Genomic DNA, 16,392 nt, shown 5'->3' with positions numbered 1-16,392 from the left:
CTTTTGCTTTAAAGCTTCGGGAGTTCCTCCATGTCCACCGTGACTTCGACGTTGCCCGCCCAGCGGGTCCGCCTGGGGGCCGGCGCGGCCGTGGTGCTCCTGGCGACGACCCTGACGACGTTCATGGCCGCCGCCAGCGCGCCCACCCCGCTGTACGCCGTGTACCAGGGCCACTGGGGCTTCTCCTCCAGCGTCCTGACCGCGGTCTACGCCGTCTACGCCGTCAGCCTGCTGGTGGCCCTGCTCACCGTGGGCTCCCTGTCGGACCACGTCGGGCGCCGCCCGGTGATCCTCGGAGCGGTGGCGCTCGAGACGGTCGCGATGGCGATCTTCGCCTCCGCCGACGGGGTGACCGCCCTGGTGGTCGCGCGCGTCCTGCAGGGCTTCGCCACCGGGGCCGCGACCGGGGCGCTGGGGGCGGGCCTGCTGGACGCCGACCGGACGCGCGGCCCGCTGGTCAACAGCGTGACGCCCGCCCTGGGCCTGGCGGCGGGCGGCCTGGGATCGAGCCTGCTCGTGCAGTACCTGCCCGCGCCGACGCGGACGGTGTTCGTCGTCCTGGCCGTCGCGTTCGTGCTGCAGGGCGCCGCCATCCTCCTCCTGCCCGAGTCCGCCGGCCGCCGGGCGGGCGCGCTGGCCTCGCTGCGCCCGCGCGTCAGCGTGCCCGCAGGGGCGCGCCGGGTCCTGCTGCTGGTCACCCCGATCACCGTGGCCGGGTGGGCGCTCGGCGGGTTCTACCTGTCCCTGGGGCCGTCCCTGGCGCGCGAGGTCACCGGCTCGGGATCGGTCGTGGTGGGCGGGCTGCTGGTCTTCGCGCTGACCATCAGCGGCACCGTCGCGATCCTCGCCCTGCGGGCGGTCCCCGCCCCGCGCGCCATGCGGGTGGCCTCCGCGCTGCTGGCCCTCGGCGTCGTCGTGACCCTGCTCGGTGTCAACGCCGGCTCAGGAGCGCTGTTCTTCGCCGGTACGGTCGTCGCCGGGCTGGGCTTCGGCGCGGGCTTCCAGGGCGCCGCGCGCATCCTGCTGCCGGCCGCCGCCCCGCACGAGCGGGCCGGGCTGATGGCCGCCTTCTACATCGTCAGCTACCTCGCCATGAGCATCCCCGCCACCGCCGCCGGGATCGTCGCGGGCCACCTGCCCCTCGTCGAACTCACCACGTACTACGGGATCGTCCTCGCCCTCCTGGCCCTGGTCGCCCTGGCCGGGACGTTCCTCGTCCGCGAGCGTCTCCCCGAGGCGACGCGCCCGGCGTGACCGCTCCCCGGCGACGGCTCGCCGGACCCGGCGTGGAAGGCTGTCGGCCATGACTGTTCTGGACATCCCAACCTTGAAGCTGGTCAACGGCGCGGACATCCCGCAGGTCGGCCTGGGCACCTGGCCCATGTCGGACGAGGAGGCGGAGGTCGCGGTCGCCGAGGCCGTCGAGATGGGCTACCGGCTGGTGGACACCGCCTACGCGTACCGCAACGAGACCGGGGTGGGGCGCGGGCTGCGGGCGAGCGGGGTGCCGAGGGAGGAACTGTTCGTCACCACCAAGCTGAACGGCGAGTGGCACGGATACGACGCCGCGCAGGAGGCGTACCAGGCCAGCCTGGACCGGCTCGGCCTCGACTACGCCGACCTCTACCTGATCCACTGGCCGCTGCCGCGCAAGGACCGCTACGTGGAGGCGTGGAAGGGTATGGTCAAGCTGCTGGAGGACGGTCGCGTGCGGGCGATCGGCGTGTCGAACTTCAAGCCGGCCCACATCGACCGGCTCCTTGCCGAGACCGGCGTGGTGCCCGACGTGAACCAGATCCAGCTCAACCCGTTCTTCACCCGTGACGAGCCCCGCGCCTACGACACCGCCCACGGGATCGCCACCCAGTCCTGGGGTCCCATCGGGCAGGGCGGCGACCTGCTGGCGCAGCCGGTCGTCACGGCCGCCGCCGAGCGGCACGGCAGGACCCCCGCCCAGATCGTGCTGCGCTGGCACATCGAGCTCGGCCTGATCACCGTGCCGAAGTCGTCCAGCCCCGAACGGATGAGGGCCAACGCCGACATCTTCGACTTCGCCCTCACCCCCGAGGAGGTCTCCGAGCTGTCCTCCCTCGACCGGGGCGAGGCCGCCGCGACCGACTCCGACTCCGTCGGTCACTGACCCCACAGGCCTTCTCCGGCGCCGGCCGGCCACAGGGCCTCGGGAACGCCTCGGGAACGCCTCGGGAACGCGGCGCCGGCGTGCGACGGCAGGGGTACGCCGGCGCTCTCGCGGGTAGACCTGACCACGAGAATAATTCACAGTTAACCTGTAGAGATAGTAGATTTAAGCGAGAGCAGCCCACATGAGGCCATCGGCCAGCGGCAGAGGCGCACCGTCGGGGGGACTTTCGGATGCACATCACGGCTCGGAGCGACTACGCCATAAGGGCGATGCTGGTCATCGCGCTGAGCGATCCCGCCCCGGTCAAGTCGGAGACGATGGCCCAGGCGCAGGAGATCCCGGCGAGTTTCCTGCGCGGCATCCTGACCGACCTGCGCCGCGCCGACCTCGTCTTCGCCCAGCGGGGCCACGAGGGCGGTTTCACACTCACCCGGCCGCCCGTCGACATCTCGGTCGGGGACGTCCTGCGCGCCGTCGCCGGAGAGCTGACCTCGGTGCGAGGGCTGCCGACCGGCGACGTGGCCTACTTCGGAGAGGCGGTGCGGCTGCGCACGGTATGGCTGAACATCGAGACCTCCATAAGTGCCATCGTCGACACCGTCAGCCTGGCCGCCCTCCTGTCGCCGGTGGCCGAGGCCGGCGGGCGGCGCAGGGTGTGACGGTGCACCGCGCGCCGCGCGTGGGATGAAGATTCCCATACCTTGAGACGCCTTGCTCGAAACGTGACTTGACGTCGCCTTGGCATTCAATCACGATAATTCCTATCAACAGAGTAGGAAAAACAGGAAGGGGGGCGTTGTGCGTGCGCTCATCCTCTTAGGCCTGGTCGGCTTCGCGGCACAGCTCGTCGACGGCAGCCTCGGCATGGCCTACGGTGTCACCTCGACGACGCTGCTCCTGGCCATCGGCACCAACCCCGCCGCCGCTTCGGCCACCGTCCACCTCGCAGAGATCGGCACGACCCTCGCCTCGGGCATATCCCACTGGCGCTTCAACAACATCGACTGGAAGGTCGTCGCCAAGATCGGTGTTCCCGGCGCCGTCGGCGCGTTCGCGGGAGCCACCTTCCTGTCCGGCCTCTCCACCGAGGTCGCGGCACCGGTCATGTCGATCATCCTGCTCGCGCTGGGCGTCTACGTCCTGATCCGCTTCACGGCCTTCGGCCTCCCGCGCGGCAACCTGGGCAAGCCGCTGCGCAAGCGCTTCCTCGCGCCCCTCGGCCTGGTCGCCGGCTTCGTCGACGCCACCGGTGGCGGCGGCTGGGGCCCGGTCGGCACCCCGGCGATCCTGGCCAGCGGCCGCCTGGCGCCGCGCAAGGTGATCGGTTCCATCGACGCCAGCGAGTTCCTGGTCGCCATCGCCGCCAGCATCGGCTTCTTCGTCGGCATCGGCTCCGAGAACATCAACTTCTCCTGGGTCGCCGTGCTGCTGATCGGCGGCGTCATCGCGGCCCCCATCGCCGCCTGGCTGGTCCGGCACATCCCGCCGCGCATCCTGGGCTCCGCCGTCGGCGGTGTCATCATCCTGACCAACGTCCGGACCCTGCTGCGCAGTGACTGGATCGACGCCTCCAGCGGCGTCCAGACCTTCGCCTACATCACCATCGCCGTCATCTGGGCCGCCGCCATCGCCTACTCGGTCCGCGAGTACCGCCGTGACCGCGACAACGAGACGGTCGAGGCGATCGAGGAGGAGGAGAGGCGCCGCGCCGCGGAGCAGGAGACCGCGGGCACCGCCAGCTGAGCCCGGCGCGCCCTCCGGGTCGCCATATCCCACGAAGGCCCCTCTCGCTTCGGCGAGAGGGGCCTTCGTGTCGTGGTGGGCGAAGGTTCGCGGGGTGCGGGGGCCCGCCCCCCGTCCCACGGCGACGGAGAGGGGCCGACCGGGATCGGCCCGCCGCCCGGCTCGCGTCGAGCGCGTTCCTCCAGCGGTACCCGGCGAGGAGGCCGCCGACCGGCAGGGTCACGGCCCCCACCTCGCCGCCACGCACCTCCGCTGGACCGGCGGGCAGCTCAAGGACGCCCTGATGAGCTCGTCCAGGAGCACCCCTGTCGAGCAGACGATCGTCCGTGCCTTCGGGCTGAGGCAGGGCCCGGGGCAGAGCGGGCGGCACCGCCCGTCAGGCGAGAACGGCGCCGTCCGTCACGTACGGGCGGTGCCGTTCGGCGATCGGGAACCCTCCGCGGGGCCGAAGTGCTCCGACACGCGCTCGGCGGGGTAGGCGCCGTGCTCGGTCACGATCCTCGTCACCAGGTGCGGCGGGGTGGCGTCGAAGGCGGGGTAGTGGCCGGTCACGCCCTCGCCCGCGGTGCGCGTCCCCAGCACGTACAGGACCTCGTCGCCGTTCCGCCGCTCGATGACGACGTCGTCGACACCCGGCGCCCGCGGGTCGGGCGCGGGGATCACCACGTAGTACGGGACGTCGAAGGCGCGGGCGGCCAGCGCCACCCCGAGCGTGCCGACCTTGTTCACCACGTGCCCGTCCATCGTCACCCGGTCCGCCGCGGTCAGCGCCACGTCGGCGAGCCCGTCGGACAGCACCGAGGCGACCATCCCGTCGGTGATCAGGGTGGGCCGGTAGCCCATCTCCACCAGCGTCGGCGCGGTCAGCCGCGCTCCCTGCAGGTAGGGCCGGGTCTCGGTGCAGACGAACTCCAGCCGCTTGCCCGCCTCCTGCGCGGCCTCGACGGTCGCGATCAGGTAGGCGTCCGCCCAGCAGTGGGTGAGGACACGGGCGCCGTCGTCGAGCAGCGCCGCCGCGTGCCTGCCCACGGCCGCGCTGCTCGCCAGGTAGGCCGCGTCGTGCTCGGCCGCCGCCCGGGTCACGGCCTTCACCAGCTCGTCCCCGTGCGCCTCGGGCAGCGGCCCGTCCACCGTGGCGGCCAGGACGGCCTCCACGGCGTCGCGGATGTGGTTGTTCGTGGGCCGGGTCGCGATCAGCCGGTCGCCCGCCCTACGCAGCCGCGCCGCCGCCAGGCCCGGCGGCTCGCCCCGCGCCTCGCGGGCGGCCAGCGTCATCCCGGCGGTCGCCGCGAACGACGGGCCCGTGCTCTGGGTGACCATCCGCTCGATGGCCACCGCGACGTCCTCGCTGGTGACACAGCGCACCCAGCGGTGCTCGAAGGGATAGACGCGGCGGTCGAGGATCTCCACGGCGTCATCGGTGATCCGGACGGGGTCCGCGAGGACGGGACGCCTGCCGGTCGTGCTCATGAGACCTCCAGCGGGGAATCGGGCGGACGTCCGCCGCCTGCCGGACACACCGGGTGCCGTCCGGCGTCACCGCCGGCGCCGCGACCCGGCAGTGCCTCGCGCTTATGCCCCTTTTGGAGGGTCTCGTACCTCCGGGTGGCGGGCCCGCTCCTGGACGGCCCGCCACCCGGAGGCACGACGGCTCAGGCGAGCTTCTCCCCGATCTCGGCGATCAGGGCGCGCTGCCCGGTGACCATCCTCTCCGCCAGCCGGGCGGTGGGCCGGTGCCTGCCCAGCGCGATCACGACCTGGGCCATCCGGACACCGCTGTCGAGATGCTTGCCCAGCACGCTCAGCCACAGCTTGTCGAAGGCGGCACCCGACCGTCCCTCCAGGGACGAGATCTGGGCGGCGGACAGCATGCCCGGCATGTCGTGCGCGGCGTGGTCGCCCTCCGCCGGCACCTCGACCTGCCACGACCGCAGCCAGCCGGACATCAGGTCGATGTCGGCGGCCTCGTCCTTCTTGATCTTCGCGGCCAGGTCGCGCACGTACGGGTTCTCGCTCCGGCCGTCCACCAGGCCGGCGAGCTGGATCGTCTGGCGATGGTGGGGGATCATCTCCTGGGAGAAGCGGACGTCCGCGTCCGCCCGATCGCCGGCCAGTCCCACCGCCTGGACGGCGGTCCCGGCCGTCACGGCCGCTGACGAGCACCCGGCGACCAATATGGCGGAGACCAGCAAGGTGGCGGTCAGAGACCGTCTTCTGCGCGACCGCCGGGTGCTCATCGAGATCACTGCCCCTTTCCTGCGGGTGGGAAGGATCATTCGTGCCGTTCCGCCCTGAGATACGCGGGTCCCGTTCCCGGGGTTCAGGGTCCGCCGGAAATCGGGTGCCCGACATTCCGGGCACCCGATTCCGGCTCGGGCCGCGCCCCGTCTTCCGGGCGCACTCCGTCTTTCATGCGCGCCCCGTCTTCTGAGCGCGCCCTGTCCTGAGCGCGCCCCGTCTGACGTGGCCGGGGACGTCGCGGGACCCGAACGAGTGGCGGCTCGCCCGCCGGACGAGCTCGCCGTGCCCGGCCGCCGGGTGGGTCAGCCGGGGACGTCGCGGTGGTCGGAGATGCTGTCGAGCCAGGCGCGGTGCAGGTCGGCGTAGCGGCCCGCCCGCCGGACGAGCTCGCCGGGCGGGCCGTCCTCCATGATCCTGCCGCCGTCCATCACCAGCACCCGGTCGGCGATCTCGACGGTCGACAGGCGGTGCGCGATGATCAGGGCCGTCCGGTCCGCCAGGATGGTCCGCATCGCCCGCTGCACCAGCCGCTCGCTGGAGACGTCCAGGCTGGACGTCGCCTCGTCGAGGATCAGCACCGCCGGGTCGGCCAGGAACGCCCTCGCGAACGCCACCAGCTGCCGCTGCCCGGCCGACAGGCGGCCGCCGTGCTTGCCGACCTGGGTGTCGTACCCCTCGGGAAGCGCGGAGACGAACGCGTCGGCACCGATCGAGCGGGCCGCCGCCACCACGTCGGTCATGTTCGCGCCCGGCCGGCCGAACCTGATGTTGTCCGCCACCGACCCGCTGAACAGGAAGTTCTCCTGGGTGACCAGGACCACCGCGGCGTGCCGCGACTCCTCGCCGAGGTCGCGCAGGTCGACGCCGTCCAGCAGCACCCGGCCCGCCACCGGGTCGTAGAACCTGGAGACCAGCTTCGCCAGCGTGGTCTTGCCCGCCCCGGTGGTGCCGACCAGCGCCACGGTCTGCCCGGCGGGGACCACCAGGTCCAGCCGGGGCAGCACGGGGGTGCCGTCCAGATAGGAGAACTCCACGCCCTGGAACTCGACTCTCCCGCGTGGCCGCTCCAGCGTCACCGGGTCGTCGGGTTCGGCCACCACGGGACGCTCCTGCAGCACGCCGGAGAGCTTCTCCAGCGCCGCCCCTGCGGACTGGAACGTGTTATAAAATTGCGAGATCTCCTGCATCGGCTCGTAGAACTGGCGCAGGTAGAGCAGGAAGGCGGCCAGCACGCCCACCGTGACCTCACCCTGGATCGCCAGCGTGCCCCCGTAGAGCAGGACGGCCGCGATCGTCACGTTCCCGATCAGCTTGACGCCCGGTGAGAAGATCGCGACCAGGTGCATGCTTCGCTGGTTGGCGTCGCGGTAGTCGGCGTTCAGGTGGGAGAAGATCTCCTGGTTGCGCGGCTCCCCGCGGAACGCCTGGACCGCGCGCATGCCGGCCATCGACTCCACGAAGTGGACGATCACCAGGGCCACGGTCTCCCGGGTCCTGCGGTAGATGATGCTCGACTGCCGCCGGAACCAGCCGGTGAACAGCATCAGGATCGGCAGCGGAAGCAGCGCGACCACGCCGAGGTGGACGTCCAGGACGAGCAGCAGGACCGCCGTGCCGACCAGCGTCAGCACGGCGGTGACGAGGTCGTCGAACCCCGACTGCAGCATCTCGGAGATGGCGTCGATGTCGGAGGTGAGCCGGGAGACGACCCGGCCCGAGGTGTAGTCCTCGTGGAACGACAGCGACAGCCGCTGGAAGTGGACGAACACCCGCCGCCGCAGCTCCAGCAGGATGCCCTGACCGATGCGCCCGGCCATCCTGAGGAATATCCGCCGGGTCACCAGCTGGACGACCGCCGCCGTCAGGATCGCCGCGACGACCGTCACCAGCGTCCGCGGTCCCGCGCCCGCCACCATCGGCGGGATGCCCGCGTCGATGCCCACCTTGACCAGGTAGGGGATGGCGAGCGAGGCGACGTTGCAGGTCACGATGATCGCGACGAGCAGGATGATCTCTTTGCGGTACGGGCGCAGCAGGTCGCCGAGCAGCCGCCTGGACCTGTCGCGCAGCAGGAACGACACCCGCGCCGACAGCTCGTCCTGGTTCTCCGCCGCGACCCCCCGCCACTCCCGGGATCCGTTCGCGGTCCCGGCGGGGGAGGCTCCGGAAGACCCGGAGGCTCCGGAAGACCCGGAGGGTCCGGAGGGTCCGGAGGAAGGTCCCGAAGGTTGGGTGGAAGGTTCGGTCACGCTCACAGCCGCGCCTCCTCGGCGTCCGGGTCGGCCGACAGCAGCGCGCGGTACTCGGGCACGCTCGCCATGAGCTCGTGGTGCTCGCCGACATGCGCGATCGTGCCGTCGAGCAGCAGGGCCACCCTGTCGGCGAGGAGCACGGTGGAGGCCCGGTGGGCGACGACGATCCCGGTGGCCTCGCGCAGCACGTGCCGCAGCGCCTCCTCCACCAGGGCCTCGGTCTCGACGTCCAGGGCGGAGAGCGTGTCGTCCAGCACGAGGATCCTGGGACGGCTGAGAACCGCGCGGGCCAGCGCGAGCCGCTGGCGCTGGCCGCCGGACAGGGACATGCCCTGCTCGCCGATCCTGGTCTCCAGCCCCCACGGCAGCGCGTGGACGAATCCGGCCTGGGCGATCCGCAGCGCCTCCGCGATCTCCTCCTCGCTCGCGTCGCGCCGCCCCAGCGTGAGGTTCTCCCTGACGCTCATCGAGAACAGCGTCGGTTCCTCGAAGGCCGTGGCGACCATCGAGCGCAGCACGGGCAGCGGCAGGTCGCGGACGTCGACCCCGTCGATCGTGACCCGGCCGGCGCCGACGTCGTACAGCCGCGGCACCAGGGAGGTCAGCGTGGTCTTGCCCGACCCCGTCGCGCCCACGACCGCCACCGTCTCTCCCGGCCGCACCTCCAGCCAGACGTCGTGGAGCACCGGTTCGGCGGCGCCGGGGAAGGCGAAGCACGCCCCCTCGAAGCGCAGGTGCCCCCGGGGCCGCTCGATCGCGCCGGTGCCCCCGACGATCTCCGGTTCGGTGTCGAGCACCTCCATCACCCGGTCCGCCGCGGTCATCGCCTCCTGACCCATCGTCAGGATGAAGCCGAGCGCGGAGACGGGCCAGACCAGCTGCAGCATCAGGGTGGCGAAGGCCACCAGCGTGCCCAGCGTCAGCGTGCCCGAGCCGACCGCCAGGGCGCCGAGCAGCAGCACGAGCGCGAGGGTGATGTTCGGGATCACCTCGAGGAAGGTGAAGAACCTGGCCGACAGGCGGACCTTCTCCATCGAGGTCCGGTAGACCTTCAGCGCTCCTTCCTCGAAGATCCCGGAGACGTACCGGCCGCGGCCGAAGGCCTTGATCGTACGGATGCCGGCCGCCGACTCCTCGACGACCGTGGCGAGGTCGCCCTGCTCGTCCTGGACCCGGCGGGAGATGGTGATGTACGTGCGCTCGAAGCGCAGGGTGGTGAACACGATCGGCACCGCCGAGGCCACGACCAGCAACCCGAGCGGCCAGTACATGTGGAGCAGCAACCCGGTCACCGTCGCGATCTGGACGGTGGTCAGGACGAGGAAGAGCAGGCCGAAGCCGAGGAAGCGCCGGATCGTCGACAGGTCGGTCGTCGCCCGGGACAGCAGCTGGCCCGACTGCCAGGAGGCGTGGAACCCCATCGGCAGCCGCTGCAGGTGGCCGTAGAGGTCGTCGCGGATGCTGGTCTCCAGGCCCAGGACGGCGTCGGCCAGCAGCCACCGCCTCAGGAAGACGAGCAGCGCTTCGACCACGCCCAGGGCCAGGGCCAGCAGCGCGAGGGGAGCCACGGCCCCGGTGTCGCCCCGGGCGACGGGGCCGTCGATGATCTCCCTGCCGATCAGCGGGACGGCGATGCCGATCGCGACCGCGGCGAAGGACACCACCCAGATGGCGCCCAGGCGGACGACGTACGGGTGGAGGTAGGACTTCAACCGCCACAGGGAGGCGGCCCTGGCGCGGCGCGGGGAGAGGGGTTGCCGGGGCGGGGATTCCGCGTCGGCGGCCGAGGTATCTGTGTTGTCTGCGTTGGCTGTATTGTCTGCTTTGGCTGTGGTGATTCTGGTATCAGGGGGCATCGGCAGGCGGCACGCTCCTCACGGTGTTCTGACGGGGTGAGAGCCGTCCGGGACATGGCAGGCCGGAACACCATTCCCTCTCGACCGGTCTCTCCCGTGCCACCGCTCCCGGTGGCCGCCCCGTCGGATCACCGCCACCCGCGTGACACGGGTGACCATCCAGTCTTCGCACCCGGGTACGGCGTCGGCAACTGATTTGACGGTCCCCATGCTGTAACCCCCAGGCCAGAGTGCCCGTTGACCGCGCGTCCTCTCCCGGACTCTCCCGGAGCGAACGGCTCGCGCCTCCCACGGAGAACGGCCCGTGCCCCGGGCGGGCGCGTGCGACGGCCCGGCGGCCGTCCGGGCCGTCGGCACCGGCCCGGCCCGGAAACGGGGAGGACTAAAATCCCCGGTGGTGTTGAGCGCGAGGAGGCGGGCCCCGATGGATCTGGAGACGTTGCGCGATGTTTCCGGGCTGAGCGACCCCGTGGAGCGCGCACGGGTTCTGAGCCGTCTCATCATCGAAGAGCAGGGACTCCTCGCGGAGGCGGCGAAGATGCGTCGTCAGGCGATCGCCGAAGCCCGTGACTCCGGGATGAGCCTGGAGGACATAGGGACGCGCCTTGGCGTGTCCCCCGGCCGCGTCTCCCAGATGAGAAAGGGACCGACGGCCCGCGTCCCCGAGGAGCCCGCGATCCGCGCGCCCGAGGAGCCCGCGGCCCGCGTCCCTGAGGAGCCCGCGATCCGCACGTCCGAGGAGCCCGTGATCCGCGCGCCCAGGGTCCTGGTGCGGCGGGCGCTGCCGACCGACCCCGCCGTGCGGGCTTCCGCGTCCCTGTTCCTCGCCGAGGCGGAACGGCAGGGCGTCACACCGGGCCGCAGAATGCTCTACGTGGGCCCGGAGCCGGCCGGTGAGCACGTGGCCGCCTGCCTGCGCGTCGAATCCGGCGCCGAGGTGATCGCCCGCCGGAAGATGATGACGGCCGACGGGATCCCGGTGCGCGTCGCCACCAGCTACTTCCGGGCGGACCTGTTCGGGGGCACCCGCCTCGCCGAGCCCGGGTTCGTCAAGCCGTCACTCCAGTCGGCACTGGTCGCCCTCGGCCACACCTTCGGCCGTGCCGAGGAGACCCTGACGGCCCGCCCGCCGACATCCTTCGAGTGCGAGACCCTGGAGCTCGAACCGGGGGAGTGGGTCGTCCAGGTCCTCCGCGCCGGCTACTCCGACGAGGACGTGCCCGTTCACGTCCTGGAGACCATCTGCGCCGCGAACAGGCACGTCTTCCCGATCGGCCAGGTCTCCGGGCACGACGAGTTCTGACCGGCCCCCGGCCGCCCGGTCCGGTCACGGCGGGCCGGCCGGAGGCGGAGCGGGATCGGCCGCCCGTGGTGTCCGCGGCGGCCTGACGCGCGGCCGCGTCCACGCCGGGGAGGTGTTCCCCGCCCGGGGAAAAGGAGAGGCAGGGGAGGGCGGGGCGGCTGTATGGTCTGCGGTATGACCTGGCGACATTGATCCTCAACGATCGGTCGGTCCGGCGCGAGCTGCCGTGGACCCCCGGAGATGCCGAGCATCCCGAGTCCGCCCAGCCTCCGCGAGAAGGACCTCATGACCACTTCTTTTCACCGTGCGCCCGAAGGGCGTGCGAAGCGCCTGGCCGCGACGCTCTACGCCTACACCCTCCTTGATGAGTTCGTCCTGTTCTACCCGTTCTACGCATTGCTGTTCGTCGACACGGGTCTGTCGACCGCCGAGATCTCCTCGCTCCTGGCGATCTGGTCGGTCACCTCCGTCGCGCTGGAGGTCCCCTCCGGGGTGTGGGCCGACGCCGTCTCGCGGCGCGCGCTGCTCGCCCTGGCGCCGCTGCTGGCCGCCGCCGGCTTCGGCCTGTGGGTCGCGGCCCCCTCCTACTGGGTGTTCGCCGCGGGCTTCGTGCTGTGGGGCGCCTCCGGAGCGCTGCAGTCGGGCGCGCTGGAGGCGCTGGTCTACACCGAGCTCGACCGCCTGGGCGCGGCCGGTCGCTACGCCGCGATCATGGGCCGCGCCCGCGCGGTCGGCACCGGCGCCGTCGTGGTGTCCACGGTCGTGGCCGCCCCGGTGTTCGCCGTGGGCGGCTATCCGCTGGTCGCCGCCGGCAGCGTCCTGGCGTGCGTGCTCGCCACGGTGTCCGCGCTGGCCTTTCCCGAACACCGCGTACGCGCCGGGCAGGAAACCGGACGGGAAGGCGAGGGGGCCGCGGAGGGGGCCGACGAGGAGGAGGCGCCCGCGGGCGGCTACGCCGCGATCCTGCGCGAGGGGCTGCGGGCGGCGCGCGCCGACCGGCCGACGCGCCGGGCGCTGCTGCTGGTGCCGGCGGTGACGGCCCTGTGGGGCTCGCTGGAGGAGTACACCCCGCTGCTCGCGATCGGCACCGGCGTCGCCACGCACCTCGTGCCGCTCCTGGTGCTCCTGGTCTCCGTGGGGATCGCGGCCGGTGGCCTGCTCGCGGCGGCCGGGCGGAGCTTCACGGACCGGGAGTTCGCCGCGCTCCTCGCGTTCGGGGCGCTGGCGCTCGGCGCGGGCGCGGCCGGCGGGACCGCGGCGGGGTTCGTCGCCCTCGCGGTGGCCTTCTGCGTCTTCCAGATGGCGAGCGTGCTGGCCGACGTACGGCTGCAGGAGAGCATCACCGGCCCGGCCCGTGCCACCGTGACATCGCTGGCCGGGCTGGGCACCGAGCTGGGCGCCGTCCTCGTCTACGGCGGCTACGCCGCGGCCTCGGCGCTGACCGGCCATGCCGCGATCTTCACCGCGTCCGCGGTGCCGTACGCCGTCCTCGCCCTGGTCCTGTTCCTCGGCGGGTCCCGCTCGCGAAGATCGGCGACCGCCCGGGTCCCGCTCGGCGGGCCGTGAGGCGGTCCGTGAGGCGGGCCGTGAGGCGGGCCGGTCCAGGGCCGGTCCAGGGCCGGTCCCGGGCCGGGTTCAGCGCTTCGTGAAGCGTGGAAGACCCAGCTCGGCGAAGACCGGGCGGTGGTCGGTGTCCGGGAGGCGGTGGACGCCGAAACTCCTGATCGCCATGCGCGAGTCGGCGAGCACGTGGTCGATCGTCACCCCGGGGACGGGTTCCCAGCCCTGCTGCGGCCAGGTGGGCGTCAGGCCGTGCCCGGTGACGTCGGCCGCGTCGCGGTAGCCGCTGTCGAGCAGGTCGCGTACCAGCCGGTGGTCGAGGGTGGCGTTGAAGTCGCCCGCGAGCACCCGCAGCTGCCCGCCCGCCCTGGGCAGCGCCCGCAGCCCCTGGTCCCAGCACGGCACCTTGTCGCCGTACCGGGGCGCGCAGGGGTGGACCGAGACGACCTCGATCTCGTGGCCGCTCGGGTGCTTGACCACCCCGCGCGCCTGCCGGAACCTGCCCAGCGCGATCAGCGGCTTCTCGGTGACGGGGTGCTTGGAGTAGATGCCCGAGCCCCACACCCCGTCGACCGCGCGGTCCACGACGTGAGGCATGCGCCGGCGCAGCCCGGCCGCCTCCAGACGGTCGCGCGCGGCCGGGGTGACCTCCTGGAGGGCCAGCACGTCCGGGTCGAGGGAGCGCACGAGCCTCATCAGGACGTCGGTGTCGCCCGCGCCGACGGCGAGGTTCGCGGCGAGCACCCGCAGCCGTCCCCCGTCGGCGGCGGGCTGATCCGTGTCGCCGAAGTACCGGGGGAGTACGGCCGTCGCCAGCACCGCGCTGGTGACCAGGGCGACGGCCGCGGCCGCCCAGCGGCGCAGTCCCAGCGCCAGGAGCAGCGGGACCGCCGAGGCCGCCGCCACGTACGGCGTGAACGCCACCAGGGCGACCCACTGCCAGAGCGGGGTCCACCCGCCGGCCCTGAGCGCCGCCCAGGCCGCGAACGGCAGCACCGCCGGCCAGACCAGCAGGTCCACCCATCTCGATCTGATCATGCACCCGGAGCGTAACGGTCTTCTGTGCAGATTCGGTGGAGATCTACGTCTTTACCGGCGCAGATGGGCGATATCCGGTCCAGCGGCCCTCGCCGGATCACAGGGACGAAAGCCGGCGGAGGCGGCGGGCTCCCGGGTCAGGAGCCGCCGGTGAGGTCGTACGCCTGGGCGATGAGCTCGAAGGAGCGGGCCCGGTCGGCGGTGCCGTGGACCATCGTGGTGATCATCAGCTCGTCGGCCTCGGTGCGCTTGCGGAGATCCTCCAGCCCTTGCCGCACCCCGGCGGCGTCCCCCAGCACCACCTTGGACAGGTGGTCGTCGAGGAAGTCCCGCTCCATCGGGCTGTACGGGTAGTTCTCGGCCTCCTCGGGCGTGGGGATCGGCTGCGGGGCCCCGCGCCGCAGCCGCAGCATGGACAGCCCGCCGGAGCGGGCCAGGCGCAGCGCCTGCTCGGGGGTCTCGGCGGCGACCGCGGAGACGCCGATCATCGCGTACGGCCGGTCGAGGACGGCGGAGGGCTCGAAGGACGACCGGTACAGCTCGAGGGCGGGGATGGTGTTGTTCCCGCTGAAGTGGTGCGCGAACGCGAACGGCAGGCCGAGCATCCCGGCGAGCTGGGCGCTGAAGCCGCTGGAACCGAGCAGCCAGATCGGCGGGCGGCCCGACTCGGGCGAGCGGGGCACCGCGACGACCCGCTCCAGCGGGTGGCCCTGCGGGAACGCGCCGTCCAGGAAGGCCGTCAGCTCGGCCAGCTGCTCGGGGAAGTCGTCGGCGTCCAGACCGTGCCGCCCGCGCAGGGCCCTCGCCGTGGCGGGGTCGGTGCCGGGAGCCCGGCCGAGCCCGAGATCGATACGGCCCGGGTGCAGCGCGTGCAGGGTGCCGAACTGCTCGGCGACGACCAGCGGGGCGTGGTTGGGCAGCATGACGCCGCCGGACCCCAGCCGGATGCTCCTGGTCGCGGCGGCCAGATGGGCGATCAACACCGCGGGCGAGGAACTCGCCACGGAGGGCATGCCGTGGTGCTCGGCCACCCAGATCCGGTGGTAACCCCACTCCTCCGCGCGCCCGGCCAGCTCGGTGCTCGCCTTCAGGGTCTCGGTGGGCGTCACCCCCGAACCGACGGTCGCCAGTTCGAGGATCGACAGGGGCACCTCGGAGGAGCCGCGGGCCGTCCCGCGGATGTTGTCGTCATCAGCCATGTAGGCGGCAACCAGGCTGGACAGAGGTTTATTTCTGTTTACCGCCTGATTTCGATCTTGCATGAGCCTGCGAGACCGGTCTGCGGTGCCGCCATCGCGACGAGGCCCGCCCTCGCACCGATCGCACCAAGGCGGGCGCACTCGCCCTCCACCCGCCGGTGGATCCCGGCGGGCCGTTCATTCGCCGCCGGTGTCCCCGGCAGGTCGCCCGCCGGCCGCTCAGCCGCCGGCCGTCTCCCCGGCCAGCCGATCACTCGCCGCGACTCCGGTGTACACCAGGGCGGGCGGTACGTTGCGCCAGATCGGGCCCAGGGTGTCGACGGTGGTGAACGTGCTGTTCATGAGACCGCGGAAGTGCCGGAAGCGCCGGAACGGCATCACGGTCAGCGTCGTGATGGTGCTGAAGGCGCCGCCGGGGGTGAGTGAGGCCGCGATCTCCTCCAGAACGCGTTTCTGCTGGGCGTCCTCGAACAGGGTCCAGGGAAGGGAGGAGACGATCGCGTCCGCGTGGGACAGACCGGCCTCCCGCAGCAGCTTGCCGAGATCGCCCGCGTCGCCGGGGATCACCTCCAGCCAGGGTCTGCTGCGCCGCAGGTGGTCCACCATGCCTTCGTTGACCTCCACGGCGAGCTGCCGTCCCCCCGGAGGCAGCCGGTCGCGGATCGCGTCGCTGATCACTCCGCCGCCGGCGCCGAGTTCGACGACCACGGCTCCGGGGGTCGTGGGGACGATCGAGGACACCAGCCGGGCGACGGCCTTCGAGCTGGGAGCGATCGCCCCGAGTTGGTGGGGATTACGCATGATCGCGCCGAGGAAGGTGAGCGTGTCACTGCCGGCAGGACGAGTTTGAGAGAGCATCGACAGCTTATTCCCCCAGTTGAGGGGGTTATGCCAGTTTAACTGGCTTTGATGATCGGGCCTCCGCCGCCGTACGGCTGCCGTACCACTGCTGTATCACCGCCGTACCAGCGCTGTACAGCCGCCGTTCCGGTGATCGGGGAAACGACACCGCGGAGACGGTTCCCACCCGCCCCTGCCCGGGGGAGGTGAGGCGAGG

Annotated in this window: 13 protein-coding genes; 6 read left to right on the top strand and 7 right to left on the bottom strand. The window is 72.2% G+C overall.

The window, feature by feature from the left end; translation table 11 throughout:
• The first annotated feature begins 30 nt into the window (after positions 1-30).
• The 4 genes from ACVCAG_RS14970 (at position 31) to ACVCAG_RS14955 (ending at position 3,886) form a co-directional block, all read left to right on the top strand.
• On the top strand, positions 31-1,254 hold the full coding sequence (locus ACVCAG_RS14970) for an MFS transporter (protein ID WP_440083689.1): 1,224 nt from the start codon (positions 31-33) through the stop codon (positions 1,252-1,254).
• A 49-nt stretch (positions 1,255-1,303) separates the two neighbouring features.
• A complete protein-coding gene (locus ACVCAG_RS14965; RefSeq protein ID WP_440070250.1) occupies positions 1,304-2,140 on the top strand; it encodes an aldo/keto reductase in 837 nt (278 codons plus the stop codon).
• A gap of 233 nt (positions 2,141-2,373) precedes the next feature.
• Positions 2,374-2,802, top strand: a complete 429-nt coding sequence (locus tag ACVCAG_RS14960) for an Rrf2 family transcriptional regulator (RefSeq protein WP_440083688.1) — start codon at positions 2,374-2,376, stop codon at positions 2,800-2,802.
• Positions 2,803-2,941: 139 nt separating this feature from the next.
• Entirely contained in the window at positions 2,942-3,886 is a 945-nt protein-coding gene (locus tag ACVCAG_RS14955) for a TSUP family transporter (RefSeq protein WP_440083687.1), read from the top strand.
• 399 nt (positions 3,887-4,285) lie between these two features.
• On the opposite strand, the gene ACVCAG_RS14950 is transcribed toward ACVCAG_RS14955, so the two are convergent.
• The 4 genes from ACVCAG_RS14950 to ACVCAG_RS14935 all read right to left on the bottom strand — a co-directional run bounded on the left by ACVCAG_RS14950 (position 4,286) and on the right by ACVCAG_RS14935 (position 10,091).
• Positions 4,286-5,356 carry a hypothetical protein gene (locus tag ACVCAG_RS14950; protein ID WP_440083686.1) on the bottom strand — a complete coding sequence of 357 codons (1,071 nt, stop codon included), beginning with the start codon at positions 5,354-5,356 and terminating at the stop codon, positions 4,286-4,288.
• A 182-nt stretch (positions 5,357-5,538) separates the two neighbouring features.
• On the bottom strand, positions 5,539-6,033 hold the full coding sequence (locus ACVCAG_RS14945) for a DUF305 domain-containing protein (protein ID WP_440083685.1): 495 nt from the start codon (positions 6,031-6,033) through the stop codon (positions 5,539-5,541).
• Between the two features lie 396 nt (positions 6,034-6,429).
• Positions 6,430-8,208, bottom strand: a complete 1,779-nt coding sequence (locus ACVCAG_RS14940) for an ABC transporter transmembrane domain-containing protein (protein ID WP_440083684.1) — start codon at positions 8,206-8,208, stop codon at positions 6,430-6,432.
• A 170-nt stretch (positions 8,209-8,378) separates the two neighbouring features.
• Positions 8,379-10,091, bottom strand: a complete 1,713-nt coding sequence (locus ACVCAG_RS14935) for an ABC transporter transmembrane domain-containing protein (protein ID WP_440083683.1) — start codon at positions 10,089-10,091, stop codon at positions 8,379-8,381.
• A 568-nt stretch (positions 10,092-10,659) separates the two neighbouring features.
• On the opposite strand from ACVCAG_RS14935, the gene ACVCAG_RS14930 reads away from it, so the two are divergent.
• Both ACVCAG_RS14930 and ACVCAG_RS14925 read left to right on the top strand, forming a co-directional pair.
• Positions 10,660-11,538, top strand: coding sequence for a UTRA domain-containing protein (locus tag ACVCAG_RS14930; protein WP_440083682.1), 879 nt, complete (start codon positions 10,660-10,662; stop codon positions 11,536-11,538).
• A 285-nt stretch (positions 11,539-11,823) separates the two neighbouring features.
• A complete protein-coding gene (locus ACVCAG_RS14925; RefSeq protein WP_440083681.1) occupies positions 11,824-13,104 on the top strand; it encodes an MFS transporter in 1,281 nt (426 codons plus the stop codon).
• Positions 13,105-13,173: 69 nt separating this feature from the next.
• Here ACVCAG_RS14925 and ACVCAG_RS14920 read toward each other — a convergent pair whose 3' ends face one another.
• The 3 genes from ACVCAG_RS14920 to ACVCAG_RS14910 all read right to left on the bottom strand — a co-directional run bounded on the left by ACVCAG_RS14920 (position 13,174) and on the right by ACVCAG_RS14910 (position 16,193).
• Positions 13,174-14,136: an endonuclease/exonuclease/phosphatase family protein gene (locus ACVCAG_RS14920; RefSeq protein ID WP_440083680.1), complete on the bottom strand. Its 963-nt coding sequence runs from the start codon at positions 14,134-14,136 to the stop codon at positions 13,174-13,176.
• Between the two features lie 137 nt (positions 14,137-14,273).
• Positions 14,274-15,335: an MsnO8 family LLM class oxidoreductase gene (locus tag ACVCAG_RS14915; protein WP_440083679.1), complete on the bottom strand. Its 1,062-nt coding sequence runs from the start codon at positions 15,333-15,335 to the stop codon at positions 14,274-14,276.
• Positions 15,336-15,554: 219 nt separating this feature from the next.
• Positions 15,555-16,193 (bottom strand): class I SAM-dependent methyltransferase, encoded by a 639-nt coding sequence (locus ACVCAG_RS14910; protein ID WP_447189942.1) that lies wholly within the window; start codon positions 16,191-16,193, stop codon positions 15,555-15,557.
• Between the last annotated feature and the right edge of the window lie 199 nt (positions 16,194-16,392).

Source organism: Streptosporangium sp. G12 (genome assembly GCF_052983175.1).
Note: the sequence above shows the minus strand (reverse complement) of the source record. Positions and strands in the feature narration are given on the sequence as shown.